The organism is Gammaproteobacteria bacterium (assembly GCA_041395725.1).
Lineage (GTDB): Bacteria > Pseudomonadota > Gammaproteobacteria > Pseudomonadales > Pseudohongiellaceae > NORP240.
Genome location: JAWKZW010000001.1, coordinates 193,190 through 220,008, shown reverse-complemented (window position 1 = coordinate 220,008; position 26,819 = coordinate 193,190). Strand labels below are relative to the sequence as shown.

Below are 26,819 nucleotides of genomic sequence, written 5' to 3'. Positions count from 1 at the left end.
GTCTACAGAGCATCGGTGAAATGCAGAGGTCGTTGTCGGGAATAACAAACACTGAAGCGGAGCAGGATGGTGATCCGGCACTTTTTGCCCGCATCGCCGCTGATCTTGAAGAAACTGGGTTCAGTATTAACCCCGCATCCCTTGCCACGAGTCTGGTTGATTCACTCCACAGCCATGTGGTGTCTATGAACGAGGCGAAATTCTCAGCCGCCGGGGTAGGTCGTGGAGGTAATTTTGTTCGAAGTCAATTTGTTCGCACGGATGAGATCTGCTGGATAGAAGGTGATTCGCCGGCCGGCAGAAACTGGTTGAACTGGGCTCGCGCACTGCAAAAGTATCTTAATGAGAAGCTGCTGCTTGGTTTGTTCTCTTTTGAGAGTCACTTCTCGCACTATGGAACAGGGGACTATTACAAGCGACATAAAGATGCATTCAGGGGGGAGGCAAACCGGGTGTTGTCGCTGGTGTTGTACCTTAATCCGGGCTGGACATCGGAAGATGGCGGAGAATTGGTGATCTATAAGAATGACGATGACCTCGACGGTATCAGGGTGACACCTTTGCTTGGCTCTCTGGTGGTGTTTCTCAGTGAGGAATTTCCCCATGAAGTGTTGCCCGCAGCCCGTGACCGATACGCTATCGCTGGCTGGTATCGAGTTAACAGCTCGGTGTTTGACAAAGTGGACCCGCCGCTCTGATTGCTTTCCCTGGCTGGACACTCTTGAAAAAGCAAAGAAAAAAGCTGATGGCGAATCGATCCCGTTAGGTTAACGGGATCGGTCAGGCTTAAGATCGCCCTGTTTGCTTACTGCCGCGATAAGATTTCCTTCCTCTGGCCCCGGGCAATTCAAATACTTTGAAGTGGCCAGCCAATGCTCATCCGGGTAGTAAGAAAACATGAACTGTCCGCCCTTGAGGTTATCCACCACCATGCGTGCCACTTCCGGGCGAACCGCCGGACACCCCTGGCTGCGACCGATACGGCCCTGCTGATCGATCCAGCTTTCATCCACGTAGTCGGCGGCATGGATTACAATGGCACGGCTGCGCGCCTGATCATTTATCCCCGGCTCGAGGCCGTCCATGCGAAGCGAATAGCCATGCTTGCCTATATAGCTTTCTCTGGTTCGAAAGAGGCCAATACTGGATTGGTGGCTGCCCTCCAGATTGGAAAACGTTCTGGCATAGTTGCCGCCGGAGCCCTTGCCGTGGGCAACCAAGTCCTGGAGCAAAAGAGCGCCGGTTTTCAAGTCAAAAATCCATAAGCGCTGCTGTGACGAGGGTAGGGAAAAGTCGATAACAGCCAGCCTTCTGGCCGGTTTGGCTCCGTGGTTGACTGCGCAGTTCATCGCTGCGACAGCCCGCTGTATTACCTGCGGATTCAGATCCGGCGCCGTGTATCCCAGACGGCTGGCCAGCGTTGGTATTTCGGCATATACCTGGGTAACCCCACTAACAAATGCCAGGCAGAGGGCCGTGGCGCGAATAAAGCGGCTAAAGCGACTGAACATAAAACCTTTCCCCGGACTCTTCAGCATGAGCCTTTCTTTTAAACTAATCTTTTAGATAGTTCTTGCAAGCGAATCTGTCAATCGAAAACCAGCTCCTCAATCCGCCGACTGCTGGTGTGCCACGATTCTTGGTATGCACCACACCAGCCAGATTACCCGGATACCAGGCTTTTCTCCTGGCTGCCTGACGACAATATTGACCGAACACTGATAAGTTCCGCTGCCGCCGAAGGCAGCAGACAATGAGTTGCGCGAGAGGCTTTGGACACTTTCAAGTGTGAAACGGGGCATATCGTCTAATCTATAGTCAATATTCTACAGGATTCAATCCCTACTTCTTAACTGCTGAAACTTACCCCCCTCCGCTCAGGGAGGATATTGAAGATCAGTTCGATTCTTGTCTCTCAGCCCTTTGGACTCCGCCATCGGCACTGGAGTACATTTCGTTGCGGATCAACAGTATCACAATAACGGCCCAACACTCGGTGGATTACCGCGATTCGGGTACGCGCTGAAGCTGTCTAACCCTCAGGCAGGGCCAGTGCCAGCAGGGAGCCGGGAAAGTCACTGGAGGCTATCTGTACCACCAGGTACTGTTTGCCCTCGTGCAGGTAGGTCATCATGCCGTACTGCCCGGTGACCGGGATCTCAACTTCGGCCAGCATTTCACCGGTCAGTTTGTCTGCCGCGTGCAACAAGGGCAGCCCCGCGTCGCTCAGATGCGGTGCCCCCCGTAACCCTTCGGTGGTGTAGACCAGCAGATCCCCCATCACCAGGTGGATGGCTTCACCGCCCTGGTTGCCGAATCCGCCACCGCCCCAGTCCGTCAGGTCCACGCCCGCCAGGGCCGGGTGGTTTTTAACCTGCTCGGAAGGCTCGCCGATGGGAATCCACCATATCCGTTCGCCGCGGTTCATGTCGTAGGCAGACAGGCGGTTATACGGGGGCTTGAAGATGGGCAGTCCCTCCACCCTGGGCAGGCTGATACCGCGTCCGGCCACCCATTGGGCAATGGTTGTGCCGGTGGTCATGATACTGTCCGGCACATCGACATCGGCCCCGGGTTGCACCAGCCCGCCACTGCAACGGGGCTTGTGGCTGGCATACATGATGCCTGTGGTGGGATCGATGATGGACGGATGATAGATGTTGACGCCACCTTCGCATGCCATGTTCAGGGCGCCGTTGAAACCGGCATGATTGCGGGGCAGGAAGGGTCCGCCCACATTGAACGTGGACAGAATCTCCAGCGCACGGCGGCGTATTTCCGGGGTCCAGTCGACTACCCGATCGGGTGTCAGGTCGACAGGCTCCATGTATTCCGGTCTGGTGGGGTAGGGCTGGGTAGGTGAAGTCCAGTTGCCTGGCACGGTAGTCTGTGGCACCGGGCGCTCTTCGATGGGCCAGATGGGCTCGCCGGTAACCCGGTTGAAAGCGAAAATGAAGCCGTGCTTGGTATTCTGGATGAGCGCTGGAATCTCCCGGCCCTCAAAAGTCAGATCCACCAGCAGCGGGACATTCGGCAGGTCATAGTTCCACTGGTCGCTGTGCACTACCTGGTAGTGCCAGAGTCTTTCGCCGTTGCGTACATCCAGCGCGATAATGCTGGTGGAAAACAGGTTGTCGCCAGGACTGAAGCCGCCAAAATAATCGATAGTCACCGTGTTGGTGGGGATGTAGACGATGCCCCGCTCCAGGTCGGCGGACATGGGCGCCCAGGACGATACGTCACCCGTATAGGTCCAGGCATTGTTCAGCCAGGTTTCATGCCCCACCTCACCCGGGCGGGGGACGACGTGGAACTTCCAGCGGTACTCTCCGGTCCCGGCGTCGTAACCGAGAATGTCACCTGGCACGTTTTCCAGGCGGGTCTGGTTGTAGCCCTGCTCGGCGGAATTACCCACCACAATGGTGCCGTTGACGACAATCGGAGGGGAGGAGCTGGTGATGTATCCCAGCTCCCGGGGGATGCCAAACTCAGGGTCATAGTCAATGCCACTGTTCAGCCAGGGCCCCCAGTCCGCCAGCAGGTCCGGCAGCAGGTCCACGACGCCGGTCTGAGGAAAACTTTCCAGACCCACCGGCGTGCCCCAGTTTTCCACCGGCAGGCCCGTCTCTGCGTCCAGTGCCCAGAGAAAGAACGCCGGGCTGGTGAAATAGATAACATCGCGTCCGTCAATCTGGCCATAAGCGACGCCCTTCCCGTAGCTGGTCCGCATGGAGCGTTCCCAGCGGGTGGTGTCCGGCTCGCGGAAGGTCCACAGGGTTTCGCCGGTGGCCGGGTCGATGGCTACTACGGTCCGGCGCGAGCCTGCCACGGTATAGAGTCTTCCGTTGACGTAGAGCGGCGTGGCTCGATTGATGTAGTCCACCTGCGGGCCAAAATTGTCGCCGCGCCAGAGCCAGGCGGTTTCCAGTTGGGAAAAATTATCACCATCGATCTGGTCCAGGGGCGAGTAGCGGGTCCCCCAGGCGTCGCCACTCTGAAAGTGCCATTCGCCGTAAGGAGTGCCGCGCTCCTGAGAAAACGATGGCGTGGCGATCAGCAGAGAAAAAGCAAGCAGAAGAAAAGCAACAGGTATCTTGCCGGGGGCAGGGCTCGAGAAGTGTTCTGGCTGCGAAAGAATACAAGTGTTCAAGGCAGTACCTTCGATTCAGATAGGCGACTCATGTTGGCAGGACAACCCCGGGGTCGGCTGGGGGTTGGTCACTCCGTTCTGGGTTTGTCTTTTACCTGCTTGCGACGCAGCAACTCGTTTTCTATGGCGCCGACATTCTTGTCCAGCTTTTGTCGCGCTTTCAGCAGCTTGCTTTCCAGGATCTCCAACTCTTCTTCAGTGTCATCGGTCAGGCCGTTGCGGAAAATTCGCACACATTCGTTGACCGCATCCGTGTAACTGGAATTGGTTTCCATCAACAGCGTATCGAGCTCCTCCTGAGTGTGGGGTACGATTTCTTCCGGGAACAGCTTCTGCTTCAGGATTTCGCAGCAGTCGGTTTCAAATATTTCGTCTATTGCCCGGGCCACAAAGACCTCAAGAGAGTCACGGAAATGCTTGTTGCGCACCGCATTATCGGCGAAGAAATCATCGATGACCTTGATGTTCTTTTTGTTGCAGGCGAGAAACTGGTCCCCGTCGTCTGGATCTTCCGGAATATTGAATCGAACCGTGCGGTGCTCGGCATCGATTTCACCGATATAGAGGTCAACGGCGCGGGCGACGATGGCTCGTTTGGCCCCGTTCATGGTGTTCCAGGCACAGTCGTAGTACCACTTGACGACATCGGCTGCGGTGCAGCCGGAAAATGACGGACGGCTTTCGAAGTGCTTCATGGCTAGAGTTTTTTGTTGTTATTTGTTGGCGATCATAGCACAGGCCCGGGTTTATGTAGCCAGAGTCACTGCCCGGCATATAAATACTGTATAAATATACATGGATCGGTTGACCCATATTCAGCCCGTCGGTAATTCACTATTCTGCAAACCATGGAAACAGAGGGTATGGCATCGTCTGGGTCCAGCTAAAAAACACAGTCAACTTTGAATCAGTTAAATACGAGAACCATGAAAACAGAAGAATTTCAGTACCCCAACTCCAGTACCGTGAAGAATTGGCATAACTCATTGATATTGATTGTTATCCTGGCGGTTTACGCAGTTGCCAACTAGGCGCTGTCTAGGGAAGGAATACCCGCGAACTCAGCCCGACAGGGACTTAAGGCCTGCAAGCGAACTCCGGTTGCAGGCAGGCTGGAAGCCGAGCAACAGGGTTGAGTGGCAAGGCAACATAAAACTAATCATTGCAGCCAGAGGTGGTACAAATGAAAGATTTCAGAGCGCTTGACCTGTTTCGACTGGTAACCTTTCTGCCCATCATCGTGGTGCTGGTCGCTGCCGTGCATAATGGTCATTTCGACAGGCAGTTACCGGGCAATCAGTTGGTGGCTGCGATTGAGCAAACCCTCGAATAGGGTTATGGACGAACCCTCATCCTCATCGGGGCGGAGTGTCTGTCTGCCCCTTCATGCCCTGACCCGGTCAGAATCTGGCATTAAATAAACCATCAACTCTTTACTGTTCCCTTCCAGCTACACAGACTATTGCTGTCTGTCCCATATTCGCCGTGACGAGAGCCAGTCCGGGATACAGAGTGAGGGTTTTTTGTTCCAGGTCAAACTATGGGTTCGACGCCGGAAGAATTCGGTAGCCCGTCGTTCTTCTCTAATGCTACAACGCACTCAGGACTCTGACTGATAGTGGAACGGCCTGGCAGGAGTCTGCCGGGTGCTGCCGTCATGCTTCAACTGTTAACAACGGGTGACTTGAATGGACATACAGACAATACTCGGCGCTGAAGCCGACGACCTGCTCAACTATAACTGCAAAGGTATATCCTCCTCGACAATGCATCTGCCCGGGCCCGACTACCTCGATCGGGTGGTCAGTCACAAGCACCGTAACCCCTCGGTACTGCGTTCGCTGGCCGCGATGATGAATCAGGGCAGATTAGGGGGCACCGGTTACCTGTCGATCCTGCCGGTGGATCAGGGCGTAGAGCACACCGCCGGCGCCTCATTCGCGCCGAATCCTCTGTATTTCGATCCGGAAAATATCGTCCGTCTCGCCATCGAAGGTGGCTGCAATGCGGTCGCCTCAACCCTGGGCGTCCTGAGTTCGGTAGCGCGGCAATATGCCCACAAAATTCCGTTCATCGTGAAGATCAACCACAATGAACTGCTGACGTACCCGACTATCCACGACCAGACTCTGTTTGCCAGCGTGCGACAGGCTTTCGACCTGGGCGCCGTGGCGGTGGGTGCCACTATCTACTTCGGTTCGGTGGAAAGCCGCCGCCAGATCCAGGAGGTCAGCGAGGCTTTTGAACTGGCCCATGAACTGGGGATGGCAACGGTACTGTGGGCCTATTTGAGAAATTCCGCCTTCAAGAAGGACGGCGTAGACTACCATACCGCCGCCGACACCACCGGCCAGGCCAATCACCTGGCAGCGACAATCGATGCCGATATCATCAAGCAGAAGCAGGCTGAATGTAACGGCGGTTTTACGGCAATCGGTTTCGGCAAGACCCACCCCGGCATGTATGACAAGCTGACCAATGATCACCCCATCGAACTGGTCCGCTACCAGGTAGCCAACTGCTACATGGGCAGAACCGGTATGATCAATTCCGGCGGGCCCAGTGGCTCCGATGATCTGCACCAGGCGGTGCGAACTGCAGTGATCAACAAGCGGGCCGGTGGCATGGGTCTGATATCAGGCCGAAAAGCGTTCCAGAAGCCGATGGCTGATGGAGTCGCGCTCCTGAATGCGATTCAGGATGTCTACCTCGATAAGAAAATAACTATCGCCTAGCAGACCATCGAAGAACTAATGCGCTGGCCAATAATGTGTTAAAGACGGGCCCGGAATGCTCTTCTAAAGCTGTTTAACGGCGCCTTAAAGTCAGTTATTTCCTTGTTCCGGCTGCGTGCCTATCGTTTTCGCAACAGCCTCTTAGTCAGGAGTTGGCGACACTGTGTCTTCATTCAGATATATCAGATTATTTTCTGAACTGGGTATCCGCGACGTACCCTTGGTGGGTGGCAAGAACGCGTCACTGGGTGAAATGTACCGTGAGCTCAGCGCAGAGGGCGTCAAGGTTCCGGGTGGGTTTGCGACCGTTGCCGAGGCTTACTACCTGTACCTCGATCACAACGGACTGCGCGACAGGATAGCCCGGGCACTGGCGGAACTGGATAGCGGGGATGTGCATGCCCTGGCACGGACCGGGGCCAGCATCCGTGGCTGGATTCTGGATGGTGAGATGCCCTCCGAGGTCATCGGTGAAATCAATCAGGCCTATGAGATGCTGAGGCAGGAGAACAACGGCAACTACCCGGAAGTAGCCGTCCGGTCGTCGGCAACCGCCGAGGATCTCCCTGACGCTTCTTTTGCGGGTCAGCAGGAAACCTACCTCAACGTACAGGGCATCGACCAGCTACAGCGCACCTGTAAACGTGTGCTGGCATCCCTGTTCACGGATCGGGCCATCATGTATCGAATTCACAAGGGCTTCGATCACATGAGTGTAGCCCTCTCTATCGGTGTACAGAAAATGGTGCGCTCCGATCTCGCCGCTTCCGGGGTTATGTTCACCCTCGATACTGAAAGCGGTTTCCGGGACGTGGTTATGATCACCGCGGCATACGGTCTCGGTGAGAACGTCGTGCAGGGGGCGGTTAATCCGGATGAATTCCTGGTTTACAAGAATACCCTCAAGGACGACCTGAGGCCGATAATTCGTCGCCAGCTGGGCGCCAAGGCCCTGAAGATGATCTATGGTGACGACAATGTGACCGGCAATGCTACTCGCAACGTCGAAGTGCGTATGCAGGATCGCAATCGCTTTGCCATCAGTGACGCTGAAGTGTTGCAGCTGGCCCGTTATGCGCTGGTCATAGAAAAGCACTATCAGCGGCCCATGGATATCGAATGGGCTAAAGACGGAAACAGCGGTGAATTATTCGTGGTGCAGGCCCGACCGGAAACCGTGCATGCCGGCGATAGCACGGCGCGCCAGGTCAGCTATACGCTGCATGAGACAGGTACCGTACTGGTGGAGGGCAAGAGCGTGGGTGCCCGTATTGGCGCCGGAAAAGTGAGATCCGTTCTGGATGCAAGCCACATGAGTGAGCTGCAGCCTGGTGAGGTACTGGTGACAGACATGACCGACCCGGACTGGGAGCCGGTCATGAAGGTGGCCAGTGCGATTGTCACCAACCGTGGCGGACGGGTGTGTCATGCGGCGATTATTGCCAGGGAGCTGGGGATTCCGGCAGTGGTGGGTACCGGTAATGGGACGGAACTGCTGGCAGACGGACAGGAGGTCACTGTCTGCTGTGCGGAAGGGGAAATAGGGACTGTCTACGAAGGGCTGCTTGATTTCAGCAAGGAAGAGATCGATCTGGAGGTGCTCCCGCGGCCCGAGACCCGGATCATGCTGATTGCGGGCGATCCGGGCAGGGCGCTGGAGTTCAGCCGCCTGCCCAATGACGGGGTTGGCCTGGCCCGCCTGGAGTTCATTATCAGTCACAGCATCGGTATTCACCCTCGAGCCCTGCTGGAGTTTGACAGCCTGGAAAGCGACCTGCAGGCTGAGATCACCAGGCGCATTGCCGGATACCCGGGCCCGCGGAATTTTTACGTCGAACGCCTGGCCGAGGGGATAGGCACTATCGCGGCGGCATTTTTTCCTAAACCCGTGATCGTGCGGATGAGCGATTTTAAATCGAACGAGTATGCCAAACTGCTGGGCGGCGAGCATTTCGAACCAGAGGAAGAGAACCCGATGCTGGGCTTTCGCGGGGCCTCCCGTTATCACTCTGAGCAGTTTGCCGAGTGTTTTTTACTCGAATGCGAAGCGGTCAAGAAAGTTCGGGAAGAAATGGGGCTGGTCAATCTGGAGGTTATGCTGCCTTTTGTACGGACAGTGGATGAAGCTCGCGAGGTCATCGAGCTGATGGGGAACCATGGTTTGAAACGGGGTGAAAACGGTTTGCGCATCATCCTGATGTGTGAAATTCCGGCCAATGCTCTGCTGGCGGACCAATTTCTCGAGCATTGCGACGGGTTCTCGATCGGGTCCAACGATCTGACTCAGCTTACTCTCGGGGTGGACCGGGATTCAGGGCTGCTTGCACAGTTCGATGAGCGCAACGAAGCAGTTACCCTGTTGATGGAAATGGCGATAAAGGCCTGTAAGAAAAAAGGCAGGTACATCGGTATCTGTGGCCAGGCGCCCTCGGATTTTCCGGAAATTACCCGCTGGCTCGTAGAACAGGGTATTCATTCCATCGCCCTGAATCCCGACAGCGTCCTGAAAATGACGCAACTTGTTCTGGATGTTGAGGCGAGTCGTAAAAAACTCATAGCCTTTCCTGAGCCTGGCATCTGACCTTTATCGCCCTGACGGTAGTGGTGGGGGAAATTTACAGACTGGCTTTGCGCACGCGCGACATTTCAGCAGTATCATTCGATACTGTTGCCCCCGACAAAAAAGGAGGGTTACCGTCTATGCCTGCGCAGGTTCCGCTGATCAGGATTCAAGCTCTTCCCAGCGGATGTAGGCAGTTTCCAATTGTGCCTGAACGTCGGCGACCTCCTGCAGGGTTGCGTCGATCAGCTGTTGGTCCTGGCGGTAAAAATCCTGATCGGACAGGGCGTCCTGCAGCTCCTGCTGCCGGCTCTCCAGCTGGCCAATGAGTTTAAGCTGTTGCTCCAGCGCCCTCTTTTCTTTGTATGACGGGTTGCGACGGTTTTCAACTTTGACCGGCTTGACCGACTGGTCAGGATCTGCCTTTTTAGCTGAACTGGTTGAGCTTTTCAGATTTTGCTCCAGTTTCGTCAGGCTGCCGCCGTGCGCGATCCAGTCGCTGTAGCCGCCCACCCGTTCGGTGATCCGGCCATTGCCTTCGAACACCAGGATGCTGGTGACCACGTTGTCCATGAACTGTCGGTCATGGCTCACCAGCAGCACCGTTCCCTCGAACTGCAGCAGAATCTCTTCCAGCAGCTCCAGGGTTTCGATATCCAGGTCGTTGGTCGGTTCGTCCAGCACCAGCAGGTTGGCGGGCTTGCTGAAAACCTTCGCCAGGATGGCTCGGTTCTGCTCACCGCCCGACAGGGCTTTGGCGGGTGTGCGGATACGGTCCGGGGTGAACAGGAAGTCCCCCAGGTAGGTGATGGCATGTTTGCGCTTGCCGTTGATGTCGATGAATTCCTGGCCGCCGCAGATATTGTCGATCAGGTTTTTTTCAGGGTCCAGGTGTTCCCGCAACTGGTCAAAATAGGCCACTTCCAGTTTGCTGCCCAGCTTTACCTCGCCTTCACTGGGCTGCAGTTGACCCAGCAGAATTTTCAGCAGGGTGGTCTTACCGGCACCGTTTACACCCACCAGACCGATCCGGTCGCCGCGCATGACAGTCGTCGAAAAGTTTCGCACGACATCCACCTCGTCGTAGCGGTGGCTGACGTTTTTCAGCTCGACCACGATCTTTCCCGAGGACTCACCCTGGCTGGCACTGAAACTGGCTTTACCCTGGCTTTCCCGTCTTTCACCGCGCTCACGTCGCATGGATTCCAGGGCCCGGACCCGGCCTTCGTTGCGGGTGCGGCGCGCCTTGATGCCCTGCCGGATCCAGACCTCTTCCTCAGCCAGTTTCTTGTCGAACAGTTTGTTGGCGGTGGCCTCGGCGGCCAGCTGTTCAGCGCGAAAGCGCAGGAATCTCTCGTAGCTGCCGGTAAACTCCTGCAGGTGTCCGCGGTCGATCTCGGCAATCTTGTTGGCCACGCTTTGCAGAAAACGACGGTCGTGGGTCACCAACAGCAGCGCACCGTGGAAATCAGCCAGCTGTTTTTCAAGCCACTCGATAGCGAGAATATCCAGGTGGTTGGTGGGTTCGTCCAGCAGCAGCAGGTCTGGCTCCCGTACCAGGGCCCGGGCCAGGGCTACGCGTTTGCGCCAGCCACCGGACAGTTCTGCCAGCAGCTTTTCGGCCGGCAACTCAAGCTGGCTGATGACCGTGTCGACTTTCTGTCCCAGGCTCCAGCCCTGCTTTGCATCCAGCTGACTCTGCAGACGCTCCAGTTCGTCCAGGTTAGCGTTTTCGTAGTCGGCCACCAGGTGATGGTAACGGGCCAGCAGCTGGCCGACCTCTGCCAGGCCGCCGGCGACCATGTCGTAAACCGTCTGTTGTTCGCCCTCCGGCAGGGATTGCTCCAGCCAGGCCATTTTGGTTTCCGGGCGCAGCCAGCGCTCACCGCTTTCCGGCTGCACGGAGCCGGCGATGACTTTCATCAGGGTAGTCTTGCCGGCTCCGTTGCGACCCAGCAGGCCGATACGCTCGCCTTTTTCGATCTGAAAGTCCACCTGGTCCAGCAGAATATGGGTACCGAAATTAAGGCTGACCTTGTCGAGCCGAAGCAGTGGCATGGGCTGTCTCTGGAAGTGATTACTGGAAGTGGTTTTTACGAGGCGCGTAGTGTACAGCATTTGCCCTGCTTTCGAAGCAGGAACAAGCAGATGTTCCTTAGGGAGATTATTGGACAAAATGCCGGTCCGGCAGTACCTTCTCTGCGCTTGCCACTAAAAACAGGAGAGAGTGATCATGGCCGTTAACCATTCCAGACCCCGCCTTTCAGTTGCAGCGCTGACGTTGCTGTGTATTACCACGCTCTCCATGCAGTCCGGCCTCCAGGCGCAGCAGCCAGCACCACCACCCGGCGCCTATGATGCCGCCCCTTATCTGGGTGAAATTCGCGATGCCACACTCTATGGGGATATCTGGGAGCGCCCGGGCCTGTCGGCCAGGGACCGCAGCATGATCACGGTTGCGGTCAACCAGGCACTGTATGTCACCAACGAATTGCGCCTGCACATGGGCCGGGCTCTGGACAATGGCGTGACCCAGGCGGAGATCGCGGAAATCATTGCCCATGTGCTGTGGTATTCCGGCTTTCCCACCGGTGTCAATGCCGCTCGGGTCGCCGCCGAGGTTTTCCAGGAACGGGGCCTGCCCATGTCGCCGCCCGGCGCCTCTGGTCGGGAACTACCGGAAAACCCGACCGATGAATTTCCCAATGCGTTTCCGCAGACACCTTATGTGCGGGATATGCTGAATCAGCTGGTCTATGCCGAAACCTGGCAACGGGATGAGCTTTCCCCCCGTGACCGCAGCCTGATCACGGTGGCCGTGGGCACCGCACTCTATGCTTCCAGCGAGGTTCGCCACCACGTGGGGCGGGCGCTGGATAACGGGGTCACCCAGGATGAAATCTCCGAGGTGATCACCCATGTCACTTTTTACGCCGGCTTCCCCACCGGTGTGAATGCTGCCCGGGTTGCCGCCGAAGTGTTCGAGGCCCGTGGGCTGGAACTGCCGGATGCACGTTTTCCGGGTGCTCCGTATCTGGATACCCTTATCGACGGCCTGGTCTATGGTGAGACCTGGACCCGTCCCCAGTTGTCGCCCCGGGATCGCAGCCTGGTGACGATCGCCATGACCCAGGCAGCTTATCAGACCGACCAGCTGCGGGTGCACCTGCGCCGTGGCCTGGATAATGGCATTACCCCGGCCGAGCTGTCTGAACTGATGGCGCAGGTCACGCTGTACTCGGGGTTTCCGACCGGGGTCAATGGCTCCAGGGTACTGGCCGAAGTCCTGCAGGAACGCGGTATCCCGTTGCCGGATCAGGACTAATTGTCGGCGGCGGTTTTGATCTGGCGCCTGTTTAATGGTCAAATATCGGTATTGGCCTGCCTGTACCCGGTGGGGCAAAGGAAACCAGGGTGACTGCCTGGGCTGCGTGTGAAAGTCGGGCTGAGTAAGCCCGGTCTGTACTAAGCGCATCCAGTGAGCTTTGTGAGTCCGGAACGCCCGGAAAGCCGGGAAACCCAGGAGAGTCCGGAGAGTCCGGAAAGCCCGGAGAACTATGGGACGCAGTTAAGTGACGCGAAAAGAGAGACAAGTGAGTCGAGTAGGGCAGAGGCAGCAAGTGGAAAACAGTAAGTGGAGTCAACAGGGTCGCCGCATGGTGCGCAAAGCCGTTTTACTGGCCGGGTTGCTGGCAGTGGCCGGATTCGACGGTGGAGGCAGACTGGCGGATCAGTTTTTTGGCGGAACGACGCTGCGTGCAGGGGTCGAGGCCGCCAATGCTGATCACACGTCGCTGCGATTACTCAAACAGGTGGTCCCGGGGGCGGAAAGCTTCTCCGAAAAGGGTGGTGAGCCACCGGTTTACAAGGCCTATCGAACCAACAAGGACAGCGGTGAACAGGAATTGATCGGTTATGCAATCGTGACGCCTGACGTGCCGCCCGAGCCCAACGGCTACAGCGGACCGATCGATACCCTGATCGGCATTGATCTGCAGGGCAAAATCGTTGGCTTGCGGGTGATCTACTACAAGGAATCACTGCGCTACACCGTCGGTGATTTCTTTTCCTGGGGGTTTGAAGAGCAATTTATCGGCATGCGTGCCTCCGACCGTTTCCAGGTCGACAAGGACATCGACGGAATTGCCAACGCAACTATTTCCGCCAAGGCGGCCGCCAGGGGTATCCGCAAGGCGGTTCGGGAAGTAACTGACGCCTATATCAGGTAAGTCGCAGGAAAAACGGTGGGCCAATTCCCACCGTTTTTCTTTTCTCTGTCAAAAGTTATAACGAAATCCCAGACCGTAAGTAGTCCCGTATTCATCATACTGAGAAAGCCTGCTGCGGTTGCCAAAGTAATAATACTCGGGCCGATCATTCAGATTGATTGCTTCGGCGGTGATGATCAGTCTGTCATCGAAGGCATACCTGACGGTCAGATCCACCTGCATGTGATCATCGGTGTAGCGATCAAACGGGCTGTCATCTCCAATTTCATCCAGGTATTTGCTTCGGTAATTGGTTGCCAGACGCACATCCCAGGGACCCTGGTCATAACCAACGGACAGGTTACCGGTGTGCTTGGCCTGCTTGAAGAACGGTATGCTGCGCTGACCATTCACAGAGTCAGCCGGCAGATCTGTTTCTCCATCAGAATAGGTGTAGTTGGCAACAAATAGAAATCCACTCTGCAATACTGTCTGAAACGACACCTCGAAGCCGTAGATGTCCGAGTCATTCGCGTTTATAAAAGTGCCGGCGACATCCCAGGTCTGGCCACGAAACACCGCATCAGTAGACTCAACTTCCACGACCGGGTCTTTGATTTCCTTGTAGAAAAGCCCTGCACCGAAGAAGGTCTCCAGGCCCAGGTAATATTCGTAGGTAAGATCGAAATTCCACGCCGTGGTTGGATCCAGTTCGGGATTGCCTCCTTCGATCTCATTGTCTTCCGTATCGATGATGGCGCCCGCACTGGATTCCTGAAATCCTGGGCGAATCAGCGATCGGAATGCACCGAACCGGACAATCTGGTCTTCGGCCAGGTTGTACTTTATGTTAAGTGAGGGGGCGAGAAAGCCGTAGTCGTTGTCAAAGCTGGTGAAGCCGGCAAAACCATCGTCATCGAATTTCTTTCCCCGGTAGGTGGCGCTGGTATTCTCGTAACGCAAACCGTAAACCCAGGTGGCATCTTCCAGTTGCGTGGTCGCCATCACGTAGCCAGATAGCACGTCTTCGTCGGTGTACCAGTCGGCCGGGATGGACTCTTCCTCCTCATCGCCACTGAATTCGAAAAAAGTGCCGGGGTTGAAACAGGCAGTGCCATCGGAAAGCGGTACAGTGCCGGTGCCCAGATTGTTGATGAAGGTCTTGGCCTGTTCAAAAGTGGGGGTGGGGCCTGGAATACTGTTAAAGAAGCGGTCAGGTGTTGTAAAAGAAACTTCGCTCAACAGGACAGTATCGACAGGCTCATAGCCACAGAAATTATACTCGTTGACCTTTTCCCGAAAGCGGGCTTTGACCCCGTACTGCAGTTCAGTGGTGGCAGCCAGGTCGTAAAACACATCGATGCGCCCGCCGAAATCCTCGTCTGTATTCAGGGCACCTTCCTTCTCCCAGGCGTTCAGGCTGAAAATGTCAGGATTGTAAAATTCCTGGGGAAAACTGACCGTTGGCTTTCTATAGTTGGAGTTGTCGTAAGTAATCGGACTTGCAACCCTGCTGGAGCGAAAGATGGCTGTCTGGCGGTCGCGATCATCCTGCTCTGCTTCAGAGCTGAACAGTTCGAGGTCGACCCGATTTCGATCATTGAGCTGGAAACTGGTGCCAAGCTGCAGGGAAGTGATCTCACGCACCTCGGTGCGATTGCGACTTTCGGTATCAACTTTGGAATCAGCGTAGCTGAATACTGACCCGGAAATCACCGGCTCGTTGTCTTCCAGTCCGTCGCGGGTTTCCCACTTGGCCCGCCACTCTGTGTCTTTGTATTCATTGTGAAACAGGTGGAAATAGAAACTGTTACCCGAATCAGTCCGGTAATCGAGATTCAGAATAACTCCTTCCCGCTCCCGTTCGAGGTCATAGAAACGCATTTCATAGTCGTCATTTGGCGCGACGTCTGACCAGCCTCCATTTTCGTTGTTGTGGGCGACGATTCGTCGCGTCTGGTCACTCAGTACCAGCGCCACACCGAACTCACCGCCAGCCACATCCCAGCGATTGGCAAACGTAGCAGACAGTTCGGGGTTGCTGCTGTCTTTGGTGAGTTCATTGCGGGAAGTTTCTGCTTTAACCCGGATAAACATGTCGTCATAGGAAAAAGCAGTGATGGTTTCCAGGTCGATGGCACCGCCCAGGCTGTCGGCATCCAGGTTCGGAGTCAGTGATTTGTAAACGGTCATGCTTTCCAGCAGGTCTGAGGGAACACCGTCCAGGATAATGCCTCTGCGATCCTCCGGTGCTGTGGTGCTGACGCCATTGATCGTCATGGCGTTGAGGTCAGTATTCAAACCTCGCACTGACACGTAACGGCCTTCACCCTGATCATTCTCAACCATGATGCCGGATATACGTCTCAATGATTCTGCCACGTTGATGTCGGCAAAGTTTCCGATGGCATCGGAGTCCACGACCCCGACAACCGAATTGGCATTGCGCTGTTTCTGAATGGCGCTGGCGAGGCTGGCTCTGCTCCCAACGACGACTATTTCGTCAAGATTTACTGGCTGCTGGCCCAGCGCGTCAATCGCCAGTGCCATACTGATTGCTGCAGTAAGACTGTTCCTGGCGAATCTGAAATTTCTGCTCACATTAATCACCTTGATAGACAGGTTGAATGAAAGCAGGAATGTTAGGAGGTTGAGATTACGATTTCATTACAGTAACAATAAATGGGGGCAGGTAGAACAGATATTACATTTTTGTCATATGACAAGAATGTGACGACTCTACAAATTTTCTGGCGGGTTATTGCTCCATCTGTTCAAGGTGTTGGGACCGTAACAGGTCGCCTACGGCAGATTCAGCGCTGTTGAAATTGCCTGCCAGGAGACGTATTTGAAGTTCTGAGCCTGGTCCGGTCTGGTATTGAAACCGTCCTGAACAACCAGCAATCCTTCCGGGAACGTGGCAGTTCTAAGCAGGCTGCTGACATCCAGACCATCGGTTTCCTGGCTGCCGTCCACTTCATTCGCTTCGTTATCAACAATGATGAAGCTTCCTTTATAACTGAAGGGGGGCAGTCGGTCATAGACGGCGTAACTGTAGTTGCCCTGGCTGGATACTACCAGGTAACCTGTTGTTCCCTGCAGATAAAGACTCATACCTTCTACATCAGCCACCAGAATCTCGCCGTCTATCTCTGCGATGCTCTGGAGTTTGGCGGGTCGTCTGTGGTTGGCATCAACAACACGTATCCCTTCTTCCTCAATGCCAAGAAACAGGCGCTGGTTTGCATCGTCCGCAACGCAACCCTCTGGCTGGCTTGACACGGAGAACTGCCGCACGAGCCTGGCGTCAAACTGAAGCGAAGCAGTATTTTCGCCGTTCGGTGTGAGCAGCCACTGCTGGTAGCTGCCGTCCGTGTCATTGACAAAAATCTGCAGTCCATCGGAATTCTGAAACATGCACAGTCCATAGGGTTCAGTTAGACCGGTCTCGATTTCACTTTCCCGCAGCCAGGATAGCGTTCCTTCCTTGTCAATGCCGAAAAGACTCAGGGTGTTGGTGGAGCGGTTGCTGGCGGCGGCGATAGCAGACCAGCTATCGTTATCCGCCAGCATACGCAGATCAACATTGTTGGTTCGGCCCGCCGGAACCGACTGCACCCGCTCACCCGCCAGGTTATAGACCTCGAGGCCGTACTGCTTGTCGGTACCAATTATCAGGCTCGCGCCGGCATCCTCGGGATGTACCCAGATAACAGGATCGTCTGCCGCATCGTCATCGCTGGTAACGGGTATTGTCTCCAGCACGGCTGTGACAGCCACTGCATTGGCTGGCGGCGGTGCGGTAGGCTGGTCCAGGCAGGCACTAAGCAGGATGCAGGCCAGTGCGCCGAAAAACGGATCAATTCTGCGGTTCATTCACGATAGCTCAGTTAGAGAAACATGGAAACGCGAATCTAGACGATCTGTATGACAGAGCTTTTACAGCAGGGAACTATTGTCGGAAGTATCGAGACCTTTTATTCTGTTCGCTGCACAATGACCTAGAAGGACCATAGAGGGTCCTTAAAAAGAAAAGAGAGAGTTCGCTTATTCTGTTCAAGGGGCCAGTCAAAGACTCCGCTCCATGACAAGCAGTGGCCATTCTGATCCGTTAATTGCAAAGAAGGGGGAAAGTGATAATGACAAGGCGAAATCTGTTGCTGGCGCTATCCCTATCCCTATCCCTGCTGTCGGTATTGCAAGTTACACGGGCATCTGCCCAGGAAATAGCCTGGGAGGTTGGGCTTAGTTCGTCCCGTACCCTTATCGAGGCGCAGGGATTTGAGGGGGGCGATCAGTCAGCTACAAGAATTCTTTATCTGGCCGGGTTGAATGGGGCGGATCAATCAACCGAGCAGGCACAATTGTTAGCGGAGCAGTATGGCAGGCTTGATACGCCGGAAAGACCGGTCAACCTTATTGTTATCCCTGTCGCTAATCCTGATGCCGAGGACCTGGCGTTTCCTCCGGTTGGAGAGGCGTACTCCGAGTATCCCGTGTCCAATGCGCTCTGGCGGTGGATTGGTGTACATGCTCCGGATCTTGTAGTGATTGGCGGAATGGATCGCGGCGGATTCAAGTACGCGGCCGAAAACTTTCCCCTGGCCGGAATAGGAACGATTCCCGTCCAGGTACTGGAAGAGGGTCTGCTGACAATTGAGAAGCTGAATGCGTTCAGAGATATTGCGAAATCCCCCGCGCACCTGGTGATTGAACGAAGGGTGAGCAGATCGCCTGCAGAGCTGGCCCATCAGCTGGCTCTGGACTACGGTCATGCTTTTTCTACGCCCGCGTATGTGCCCGGCATGGGGCTGATCGGGCGAATGAGGCTGGGTTTTGTCGGGCAGGTGGAAGCGCTGTTGACTGCCTATCTGGATGGGTCCGGTATTGAGATCGACAATCCGTCCCTCATGGCGGGCCAGCTCGTGTTTGCCGAGCACGCAGAACTGACGCGCGACCCCAGATCGATCGCACTGGTGGAGCGGGCGGCCGCTCTGGCCTTTGATGAACAGGGTAATCTGAAGGAAGTCATGCCGTTTCACAGCGAGATGAGTGATTCTGTATTCATGGCCCCGCCTTTACTTGCGAAGGCAGGCAGGCTGACGGGGAATGTGCAGTATTTCGACATGGTCGAGAAGCATGTGAATTACATGCAGGAACTTCTGCTTCGAGACGATGGCCTCTACTCGCATTCCCCATTGGCGGACGTAGCCTGGAGTCGTGGTAATGCATTTCCTGCTCTGGGGCTTGCTCTGGTTCTGTCTGATCTTCCTGAAGAGCATCCTGCCTATAAACGGTTGATGGATTTCCATATTTCACATCTGGATGTGCTTCTGACCTATCAGAATGCTGATGGGCTCTGGCGCCAGGTTATCGACTTTCCAGGTTCGTATTCGGAATTGTCTTCGACTGCCATGATAGGGATCGCGATAAAGCGCGGCCTGGATCGTGGCTGGCTGGCGGCAGAGAAATACCAGCCGGTCGTCGACTCAATCTGGGCGGCGGTGTTAGAGCGGACCAGTGTCGACAATGAATTTATCGATGTCTGTATAAGTACTGGTAAGCTGTCGTCACTTGACGCCTATCTGGACAGATCAGCTATCCTGGGCCGGGATGATCGGGCCGGGGGAATGATAATGAACCTGGCGATTGAGCTGGCAGGGAGTTTTAATGCCCGCCAATGATTGGCGGCCGAAGTCCTTTGTCCCGGACTGAATAGATTGACCATGCAGACGGTACCGACAGTCACGCCGAGTCCTGAGTCTCTTGCTGAATTCAGTCCGTTCTGGAACGGGACGAGGACAACAGCTACCTGACTCTGGACGGTCTGGAGGAAGACCCGCTACAGGACATCCACAGACAGCTACGCGGTCACTTATCGGGTGGTCATCGGCCCGCAGAGCGGGAATGCCAAGTTCGTAGCAGCGTGCGAATACCTGGCGGAGAATCTCCAGTGCAAAAAAATCCAGGCTGTCAATATACAGGTCCACATCGCGGAGGAATTCATCGAGGTTGGTTTCCGTCACACCCTGTTCGAAGACATTGATCTGCACTTCGCGCCTCATTGTCTGGAACGGTATTCCAGCTCATTCAAGGGAAAAGCCTAACCAGGTAAGTCACTTATCGCAACTGCCTGGGACGGTTTAAGCGGGATGTCACAAAGCTGTAACACACACCGGCATTCAGATCGTGATCGGGGCGGGTGGTTCGGCCACGTTACCAGCACCTGCAAAATTGGTACTTTTCGGTCTCGGACTGATTCTGCCTGGATTCTTGCGCGTTCGCCAAGGGTGATACTCCAGAAGGAAGTTGAGCTCTGCGGGGCACGATGGCCCGCTGGCGAACGTTCAATAGGGGGAGTAGGTCAGGCTCTATCGGTATCAGCGTTATCAGTCGGCACAACCAATGGCTGTTTAGCATGCTGCTCGCCAAACAATTTGGCCCATAAACCCATTCCTGCTTTCACCGTGAGATGTCCGGCTAATACAGGAAAGGGCATCTTGATCCAGTGACCCCGCAGGTAGGTAAGCTGAATGGCGCAGTGCTCGACCGGCCCACACAACAGCGGGTGGTGCGGCCGCAGCGCCCGGCTGAATACTTTTGTCGTCCAAAAGCCCCGCGCCTGCTTTCCTGCACTTTCTTTCAATTCCCTCCCTACGTATTCCGGTACCTGATATTCTAACACCAGCTCAAGTGAAGCAATTGCGAATACCAGTTCAGAGACGAACCCGGTGCGCCTGGCCAGTGCTAGCAGGTCCCGCCAATACGACTCGTCTCCATATTCTTCCATCAGCAGGTACAGATCCACCAGGTCGCGGAATCCGTTGGTGAAATCCTCATTGGTAAACAGGTGCACCATACTGTGCAGAGTTGCGGCGGGAGGGGACAGGACATGCAACCCATCCTTTGTGGTCACCAGGTCTTCGAGCAGGCTGCTGATATTGGGCGCCCGGCCACTGATGGGCGGTACGATGTTGTGGTGCAGGTCGATGACGGTGCGGCGGAACAGGTGTTTCATGGGCGGAATTTCATGGGCCCATTTGCGGTAGTAGCGCTCGTCGTAGTCGGTAATTGGCGGGCTGTACCAGGCATCACGCTTAAGCGCTGCCTGCGCTCGGTATATGTCTTCCCGGTGGACCAGCGCATCGATGTCAGAGTAGATCCGGCCGAAACCGTTGCGACTGCCTCTCAGGGTATATCCGGCCCCTTTGAGAAATACGGGCTTGATACCCTCGGAGGCTAGTTGTACATCAATTTCGGTACACTCATAGAGTGCCTGACGCGCCTGTCGATCTGAAAATGCTCGCATGGACTTCAGATGTCGACGGGCATAGGGGGAGTAGTTCTCGAGTACACCCTCGGTGTCAGCGAGATAATACAGGGTTCCCAACAGGTCGCTGGCGCGTAGAAGGTGTATGAGGTCCACCCACGCCTCATCGTCAATACTTGTGCCACTTGCTGGTTCACGAATCAGCCTGGTTAATTGCACGAAGCGGTTTCTTCGTGTCATGAACCGAATTCCCCCGTCAGGAAACCGTTGACCTCGTCAAGGTCGCTATAGGTGATAGTGTACTGTTGCGTATCGTGGATGAGCGTACCAATGAGGTCGAACCCCGCTCGCCCGACAACGTTATAGTTGAACGCATGGCTGCACAGTTGCTGGAATGCTTCAAGTTGCTGCATCTTGTGGGCTGCCAGTTCGGCGTTTGGGCGGTACTTTGGAAAGACAATGCCAGTGATGGTGGCGCTGCGAAGAGATTGATACTGTTGCCAGGTTAGCGCCTTAAGGTGGGCGACATCACCTTTCTGTGTGTCCCGCGCAATCTTGGTCATGATTGCATCGGGAAACCATTTCCTGACCAGCGTAATCGACTCGTTCTTCAGGCACATGGGTCGGAACAGTGGTGCGACTTCACCACTGGCGAAGTCTATGATGGCCATTTCGTCGGAAAAGAGGTTCCATCCATTGAAGGCCATATAGGCACTGAGCGTACTCTTACCCGAGCCCGGTGCGGCGGGGAATATTACAGCCCGGCCGTCTTTCTCAAGCACGGCGGCGTGCACGATGAGTCGCGTGTGATCGAAGGCGGCAATGCACCAGTTCATGCCCCACTCAAGAATCGGGAAGGCCTGGGATCGTGCAACGGGTTTGAACGGGGTCCGCTGATCGCTGTAGAAGGTGATCTGGGGGCGGAGAAAACGCCTGACCAGGGAGTCACAGCGCAAGGAAACGCGAAAATCTACCGGTCCGGTTAATGCTTCCTTGGGCTGATCACCATACATGGCTTGAAGTGGCCCAAGGACAAAATCCGGGTAGTGTTGTAGTTCAAACAGGAACTGGCCGCTATTAATGAAAGACATCAGCCGATTGTATCAATGATACCCAGGGAGAGCAGTTTCTCGGCGAATTGTTCAGCCTCGTTCTCATCGCTGAGTTTCAGAATTTCGAGCAGGTCATTAATACCGAAATCTGGGCTGGACAGGAGTTCGCTGAAACCGGCGGGGTCTATGTGGAGGAAATGAGTTTCGCCAGATTGTTCGCAGCGTGTCGCGACGCCGCTCCCGTCCCTGGCGAAAAAGCTGGCCTGTTCCCCAGAAAATCGAAAGCGGGTCCTCATGCGGGCCTCAGCCCGGCTCAAGGACGAACGGAATAGTCGCGGGGCAGGGTCCACGCGGTGGTGGCTGCACTACTGTACACGGCCCTGAACACGTCGTCACCGCCAATTTCAGACAAAGCGTAGAAATGTTCCACCCAGTCCTGAGGGGTAGGATTGGACCGTCCCGGGAGGAGTGTGTTGTCGAAGAATCCGAAGTAAGCATTAAGCCAGATGGCGGCCAGGTGCTGGTCACGGCCGAAAGTTCCCAGGGCATTGGCTATAGTGGTCACCTGCGTCAGCGCCGTTTCGGATGTCGGGTGTATCGAGTAAGAGTTGCTGGTCATTACGTCCTGAATATAGCTGCGTAACCTCGCAGCATCAGTACTCTTCACCGAAGGAAAACCGATGATCGCGGGCCCTAAGTAGCTGTTGACTCCGGGGATGCTTCTTCTGTCCGAAAAAAAGCTTCTTTCAGCTCCTCCAACATAAATGGTCTGAGTCCAGAAGTCTGGAGATTGAACCGCTGCTCTGGGAATCGCACAGGAGTCGTCCTGACTCGCGTCTGATGCGGCAGAGCCAGCGGAGCAGGCGGCCCACACCGGCTGCGACGCCAGGCTGGTTACCAGTGCCGTTGCGGAGGACGTGCGCAAGAACTTTCGGCGGGAAGGCGTCTGTACCTCATCGCCGCTCCGTTCAATGCGTGCCTCTTCGATCTGTTCAGGCTTCATTTCCACTTAATCCTTTTGAATTCCACTTAGTCATTTTGACCAGCCCATGGGTCACCACGACCTTGACCATCTCCACTAACGACCTTTCGGGGCACCCGAATTCCGCTATGTTCAAATTTTCTCCAAAAAGTCCAAATTGCTATTTGTTAGTAAGGTTAAATACGCAATTTTTAAGCCAAGAAAGTAAGCGGATATCTATCATATTGATATTGATATTGATATCTTAAGGTTTGGGTCTGCTTTCCCGGTAAGGGCGGTAGTATAGGGCGTCAAATTGTAAATAAACCTGACACTTTCTGACGATTTCAGACTATTAGCCGGTGAAGGTTATCACGCGCGCTGCAGCATCACAATACGTACTGACAAGCTGCACGGTGACGGGGTGCTGCATCCAGGTTGGGCTGCGGAGGAAGTTAGAATAGCCGCATCAATCGTGGTGAAAAGCATACCGTGCTCCTCGCCCACCTGGAAGCCGAAAGCAGAGCTTTGCCTGACCATGAGCAACAGGAGTTCACCGACTACCTGAAGTGCGGCCGCCAGGAACACGGCTTCCTGCGGGTGCGCTGCGAAAGCGGCCACCCCAAGAAACTGGTGGCCTTCTCCTGTAAGAGAAGAGGCTTCTGACCCAGCTGCGGCGCCCGTCGCATGGTGGAAAGCGCCGCCCTGCTGGTGGACGAAGTACTGCCGGCCCGACCGATCCGCCAGCAGGTGCTGACGGTCCCGTTCCCGCTGCGCCTCCTGTTTGCCGCCTACCCGGAGCTGATGAGCCGGGTGCTGGGGATCGTTACCCGGGCGATCTCCACCCACCTGGCCCGGCCTGCTGAAAGTAGATGTGGTATTTAAGCGCGAGGAATAGCCTGATTGCTAGTGGAAAACGGCTGATTTCACAAAGATTCTGACTGATATTGGGCTTATTGTGACTCTCAGTTTGTGACTCTCAGTCCGCCGTCTACTCACCAAACTGGACAGCAACCTACTTTGGAGATACCTTATTAATTCACCTATAAGCTTTGAGCTCAGCCTGTTAAAGACTGTCCTTCGGTGCCGGTAAACGAGAAATCTACAGACAAGTCTTCAATAATGGTTCCTGCAAGCTCTGGGCGTTCTGCCACCGAGGTTCCAAGCCGTGCGAAATCACCAGAACCTGTGAGAGGAACAGCTGGAACATTTGACGAAAAGACGAAGGAAAAAAGCAAACCTGTTAACAGAGTTTGGACTTGGTTTGCCATTTTAGTGTTCCTAAAGAGTGCTATTGAATCAGCGGGACAAGTAGGGGCTAATTCGAGCAATATTTGTGTCTTAAAAATATATGCTTTTCTTTCAGAGGCTTAGCAGATTTTAGATTTAACTTACTGAGAGGTCTGTAAAGTAAATTTTACAGATCTCGCCCAGCGCACAGGTTCAGTGTCAGAAAAACTGACACCTAGCTCATTGTGGAAGCTCGACGACAAACTAAGGAGGCCGCTCACAACTAAACAACCTAATTAGTCGGGTTTAAGTTGTTAAATTGTGATTGATGAGATGGACGCTCGCAACCGGCGTCGCTATGCTTTAAGCCAACTGTGAAGCTAGTTTCCAAATTGTGGTGTGCCAGTTGGGACTATTGGCTATCGGATCAATGTCTGCTTCGCTCGCGCGCAAGATTTTTTGTTGATAGAAAGTATAACCAACCAGAAGAATATGAGAAGAAGAGGGCCAACCTTGATTGAGATGAATCTGGAGAGTTTCGCATGGCAAAGCTGTTGAATTCGGAGTTCCAGGTCAATACCTACACAGCTTCGTCTCAGACCCTGCCCTCGGTCGTTGCCCTGGCTGGCGGCGGCTGGGTCGTGGTCTGGATGTCCAACGGCCAGGATGGCGATGGCACGGGCATTTACGGTCAACGCTATGCCGCCAATGGCGGCACCCTCGGAGCTGAATTCCGGATCAATACCACCACCGCTGCCGACCAGGGCTTCCCGGCTATTGATGCCTTGAATGACGGTGGCTGGGTGGTCACCTGGATGTCTGCCGATAGCGACGAGTTTGGCATCTATGGCCAACGATACAACGCCGCCGGCAATACCGTGGGCACCGAATTCATCATCAACACCGCCACCGACGGGGATCAGGTCAATCCGAACGTCATCGGCCTGGCCGACGGCGGCTGGCTGGTAGCCTGGGATTCGGACAATCTGACCCAGGACGGTTCCCGGCAGGGAATATATGCCCAGCGCTTCGACGAAAACGGCAACACCGTCGGGCAGGAATTTCAAATCAACACCTACACCGACCTCGATCAATGGTATCCCTCGCTGGCTGCCCTGGCCGGCGGCGGCTGGATAGCCACCTGGATATCAAATGGCCAGGACGGCAGTGATTTCGGTATTTACGGTCGCCGCTACGATTCCGCCGGCGCGGCGATCGGTGCGGAGTTCCGGATCAATACCTATACGAGCGCCAACCAGTGGTTCCAGTCGGTTGCTCCCCTGACCGATAACGGCTGGGTGGTTACCTGGGGCTCCGAGGGGCAGGACGGGTCCAGCTTCGGGATTTATGGGCAACGTTATGCGGCAGGCGGCGCCAAATCAGGCGCCGAGTTCCTGGTTAACTCCACCACGGATGCCGAGCAGAACTTCCCTTCGGTGACCGGACTGAGCGACGGTGGCTGGATAGTCACCTGGGGCTCCAATAACCAGGACGGTTCCGGTGTCGGCGTTTTCGGCCAGCGCTACGCCGCCGACGGAAGCCGGGCGGGTACCGAGTTTCAGATCAATACTGAAACCAGCTTCGACCAGCGATTTCCTTCCGTAGCGGCGCTGCCCGATGGCAACCTGGTGGTGGTATGGGAATCCCAGTTTCAGGACGGCTCGGAATTCAGCATCCAGGGCCAGCAGCTGTCGCTTTCATTGGGTGGAGAATTTCTGCTCACGGCCTCTGTCGCCAATCCAAACGGCGTACCCCTGTTGCCGACTCTCGCGATGATGGAATATGACAACGGTGAGGAGCTGTTTCTGCGCCCGACCGAGCTGAGCGCCGATCAGGTAGCCTATGAACTGGTCGCCCGCCCTGCCCTGCAGTCCGGCACGCTGGAATTCCAGCTCAGCAGCACCTCACCGCTGATAGACCCCACCCTCACTGACACGCTGGCTGGCTGGACTGTTCAGCTTAACAGCGTCAATCCCACTACCGTCACAGTGACCGCTTCGGGTGCCGGCAACGGCTCGGATCACCTGGCGGCGGGCACCGAAGCAGTCCTGGCCACGTTTTACCAGCAGGGGGAGGCCGGCGCCTCCCTGACCGCCGCCTCGGTGGGAGGACGCGCTGTAGCCGATCAATCCCTGGATGACACCATCCTGCAACAGCTCGGCACAGGTGATTACAGTGGCACTATCGCCGCCGGTAGCACCGGTCTGGTGGGTGGCCAGCTGGACTTTGAGAACAGTTCCCGAGCGATTGGAGCGCAGGATGCACTGGAGGCGTTGCGCCTGGCAGTGGGACTTCAGACCACACAAGGGACAGCTGACGCCTTCGACTACATCGCCGCGGACTTTAATCGCGACGGTCGGGTAGGCGCCCAGGATGCCCTGGAGATTTTGCGTTACGCGGTGGGATTATCCGACGCGCTCGACACGGAATGGACGTTCGTCGACAGCAATGCGGATCTGACTGGCATCAGCCGACAGGATGTCAGTTATCAATCCGGCGCGATCTGGACTGGCGCCGCTGCAGATACTGAGATTTCCCTGATTGGCGTACTGATCGGCGATGTCAATGACAGTTTTAGCCCGGTTTGAGGGTGTTAAACCCAACACCGGGATTGCCCAGGGCCTAGTCGACATCTCTTGCCTGTCTCACGGGT

The 26,819-nt window shown here is 55.4% G+C and carries 19 protein-coding genes and 1 pseudogene; 9 read left to right on the top strand and 11 right to left on the bottom strand.

Going from position 1 to position 26,819, the window contains the following annotated elements; all coding sequences use genetic code 11:
- The first annotated feature begins 20 nt into the window (after window positions 1–20).
- Window positions 21–698, top strand: a complete 678-nt coding sequence (locus tag R3F50_00920) for a 2OG-Fe(II) oxygenase (GenBank protein MEZ5488866.1) — start codon at window positions 21–23, stop codon at window positions 696–698.
- 69 nt (window positions 699–767) lie between these two features.
- Here the strand turns inward: R3F50_00920 and R3F50_00915 are convergent, their stop codons facing one another.
- The 3 genes from R3F50_00915 to R3F50_00905 all read right to left on the bottom strand — a co-directional run bounded on the left by R3F50_00915 (window position 768) and on the right by R3F50_00905 (window position 4,845).
- Window positions 768–1,511: a murein L,D-transpeptidase catalytic domain family protein gene (locus R3F50_00915; protein MEZ5488865.1), complete on the bottom strand. Its 744-nt coding sequence runs from the start codon at window positions 1,509–1,511 to the stop codon at window positions 768–770.
- Between the two features lie 521 nt (window positions 1,512–2,032).
- Complete coding sequence (locus R3F50_00910; GenBank protein MEZ5488864.1) at window positions 2,033–4,150, bottom strand: PQQ-binding-like beta-propeller repeat protein; 2,118 nt, start codon at window positions 4,148–4,150, stop codon at window positions 2,033–2,035.
- Between the two features lie 68 nt (window positions 4,151–4,218).
- The gene (locus R3F50_00905; protein MEZ5488863.1) at window positions 4,219–4,845 is read right to left on the bottom strand and encodes a hypothetical protein; all 627 of its coding nucleotides are present in this window, start codon (window positions 4,843–4,845) and stop codon (window positions 4,219–4,221) included.
- A 488-nt stretch (window positions 4,846–5,333) separates the two neighbouring features.
- Here R3F50_00905 and R3F50_00900 point away from each other — a divergent pair, with 488 nt between their 5' ends.
- From R3F50_00900 to ppsA, 3 genes are all read left to right on the top strand, one after another.
- Window positions 5,334–5,483: a hypothetical protein gene (locus R3F50_00900; GenBank protein MEZ5488862.1), complete on the top strand. Its 150-nt coding sequence runs from the start codon at window positions 5,334–5,336 to the stop codon at window positions 5,481–5,483.
- A gap of 355 nt (window positions 5,484–5,838) precedes the next feature.
- On the top strand, window positions 5,839–6,885 hold the full coding sequence (locus R3F50_00895) for a class I fructose-bisphosphate aldolase (GenBank protein ID MEZ5488861.1): 1,047 nt from the start codon (window positions 5,839–5,841) through the stop codon (window positions 6,883–6,885).
- A 163-nt stretch (window positions 6,886–7,048) separates the two neighbouring features.
- Entirely contained in the window at window positions 7,049–9,466 is a 2,418-nt protein-coding gene (ppsA, locus tag R3F50_00890) for a phosphoenolpyruvate synthase (protein MEZ5488860.1), read from the top strand.
- A gap of 141 nt (window positions 9,467–9,607) precedes the next feature.
- On the opposite strand, the gene R3F50_00885 is transcribed toward ppsA, so the two are convergent.
- Entirely contained in the window at window positions 9,608–11,503 is a 1,896-nt protein-coding gene (locus tag R3F50_00885) for an ATP-binding cassette domain-containing protein (protein MEZ5488859.1), read from the bottom strand.
- 175 nt (window positions 11,504–11,678) lie between these two features.
- Here R3F50_00885 and R3F50_00880 point away from each other — a divergent pair, with 175 nt between their 5' ends.
- Both R3F50_00880 and R3F50_00875 read left to right on the top strand, forming a co-directional pair.
- A complete protein-coding gene (locus R3F50_00880; protein ID MEZ5488858.1) occupies window positions 11,679–12,770 on the top strand; it encodes a carboxymuconolactone decarboxylase family protein in 1,092 nt (363 codons plus the stop codon).
- Window positions 12,771–13,065: 295 nt separating this feature from the next.
- Window positions 13,066–13,674, top strand: a complete 609-nt coding sequence (locus R3F50_00875; protein ID MEZ5488857.1) for an FMN-binding protein — start codon at window positions 13,066–13,068, stop codon at window positions 13,672–13,674.
- A 48-nt stretch (window positions 13,675–13,722) separates the two neighbouring features.
- Here the strand turns inward: R3F50_00875 and R3F50_00870 are convergent, their stop codons facing one another.
- Together R3F50_00870 and R3F50_00865 are read right to left on the bottom strand one after the other, a co-directional pair.
- Window positions 13,723–16,254, bottom strand: a complete 2,532-nt coding sequence (locus tag R3F50_00870) for a TonB-dependent receptor (protein MEZ5488856.1) — start codon at window positions 16,252–16,254, stop codon at window positions 13,723–13,725.
- A 201-nt stretch (window positions 16,255–16,455) separates the two neighbouring features.
- Window positions 16,456–17,529 carry a phytase gene (locus tag R3F50_00865; protein MEZ5488855.1) on the bottom strand — a complete coding sequence of 358 codons (1,074 nt, stop codon included), beginning with the start codon at window positions 17,527–17,529 and terminating at the stop codon, window positions 16,456–16,458.
- Between the two features lie 263 nt (window positions 17,530–17,792).
- Between R3F50_00865 and R3F50_00860 the strand changes: the two genes are divergently transcribed.
- Window positions 17,793–19,337: a glycoside hydrolase family 88 protein gene (locus tag R3F50_00860; GenBank protein ID MEZ5488854.1), complete on the top strand. Its 1,545-nt coding sequence runs from the start codon at window positions 17,793–17,795 to the stop codon at window positions 19,335–19,337.
- Between the two features lie 680 nt (window positions 19,338–20,017).
- Here the strand turns inward: R3F50_00860 and R3F50_00855 are convergent.
- From R3F50_00855 to R3F50_00840, 4 genes are read right to left on the bottom strand one after another with little or no spacing between them, the layout of a single operon-like run.
- Window positions 20,018–21,163, bottom strand: coding sequence for a nucleotidyltransferase family protein (locus R3F50_00855; protein MEZ5488853.1), 1,146 nt, complete (start codon window positions 21,161–21,163; stop codon window positions 20,018–20,020).
- Complete coding sequence (locus R3F50_00850) at window positions 21,160–22,014, bottom strand: HprK-related kinase A (protein ID MEZ5488852.1); 855 nt, start codon at window positions 22,012–22,014, stop codon at window positions 21,160–21,162. The genes R3F50_00855 and R3F50_00850 overlap by 4 nt, the downstream gene beginning before the upstream one ends.
- Window positions 22,014–22,271, bottom strand: a complete 258-nt coding sequence (locus R3F50_00845; protein MEZ5488851.1) for a hypothetical protein — start codon at window positions 22,269–22,271, stop codon at window positions 22,014–22,016. The genes R3F50_00850 and R3F50_00845 overlap by 1 nt, the downstream gene beginning before the upstream one ends.
- Window positions 22,272–22,288: 17 nt before the next feature.
- On the bottom strand, window positions 22,289–22,978 hold the full coding sequence (locus R3F50_00840; GenBank protein ID MEZ5488850.1) for a twin-arginine translocation signal domain-containing protein: 690 nt from the start codon (window positions 22,976–22,978) through the stop codon (window positions 22,289–22,291).
- Between the two features lie 474 nt (window positions 22,979–23,452).
- Between R3F50_00840 and R3F50_00835 the strand changes: the two are divergent.
- Window positions 23,453–23,800 (top strand): annotated as a pseudogene (locus tag R3F50_00835) (transposase zinc-binding domain-containing protein).
- A 194-nt stretch (window positions 23,801–23,994) separates the two neighbouring features.
- Here R3F50_00835 and R3F50_00830 read toward each other — a convergent pair.
- Window positions 23,995–24,207 (bottom strand): hypothetical protein, encoded by a 213-nt coding sequence (locus R3F50_00830; GenBank protein ID MEZ5488849.1) that lies wholly within the window; start codon window positions 24,205–24,207, stop codon window positions 23,995–23,997.
- Window positions 24,208–24,708: 501 nt separating this feature from the next.
- On the opposite strand from R3F50_00830, the gene R3F50_00825 reads away from it, so the two are divergent.
- Window positions 24,709–26,754, top strand: coding sequence for a hypothetical protein (locus R3F50_00825; GenBank protein MEZ5488848.1), 2,046 nt, complete (start codon window positions 24,709–24,711; stop codon window positions 26,752–26,754).
- Window positions 26,755–26,819: the final 65 nt, after the last annotated feature.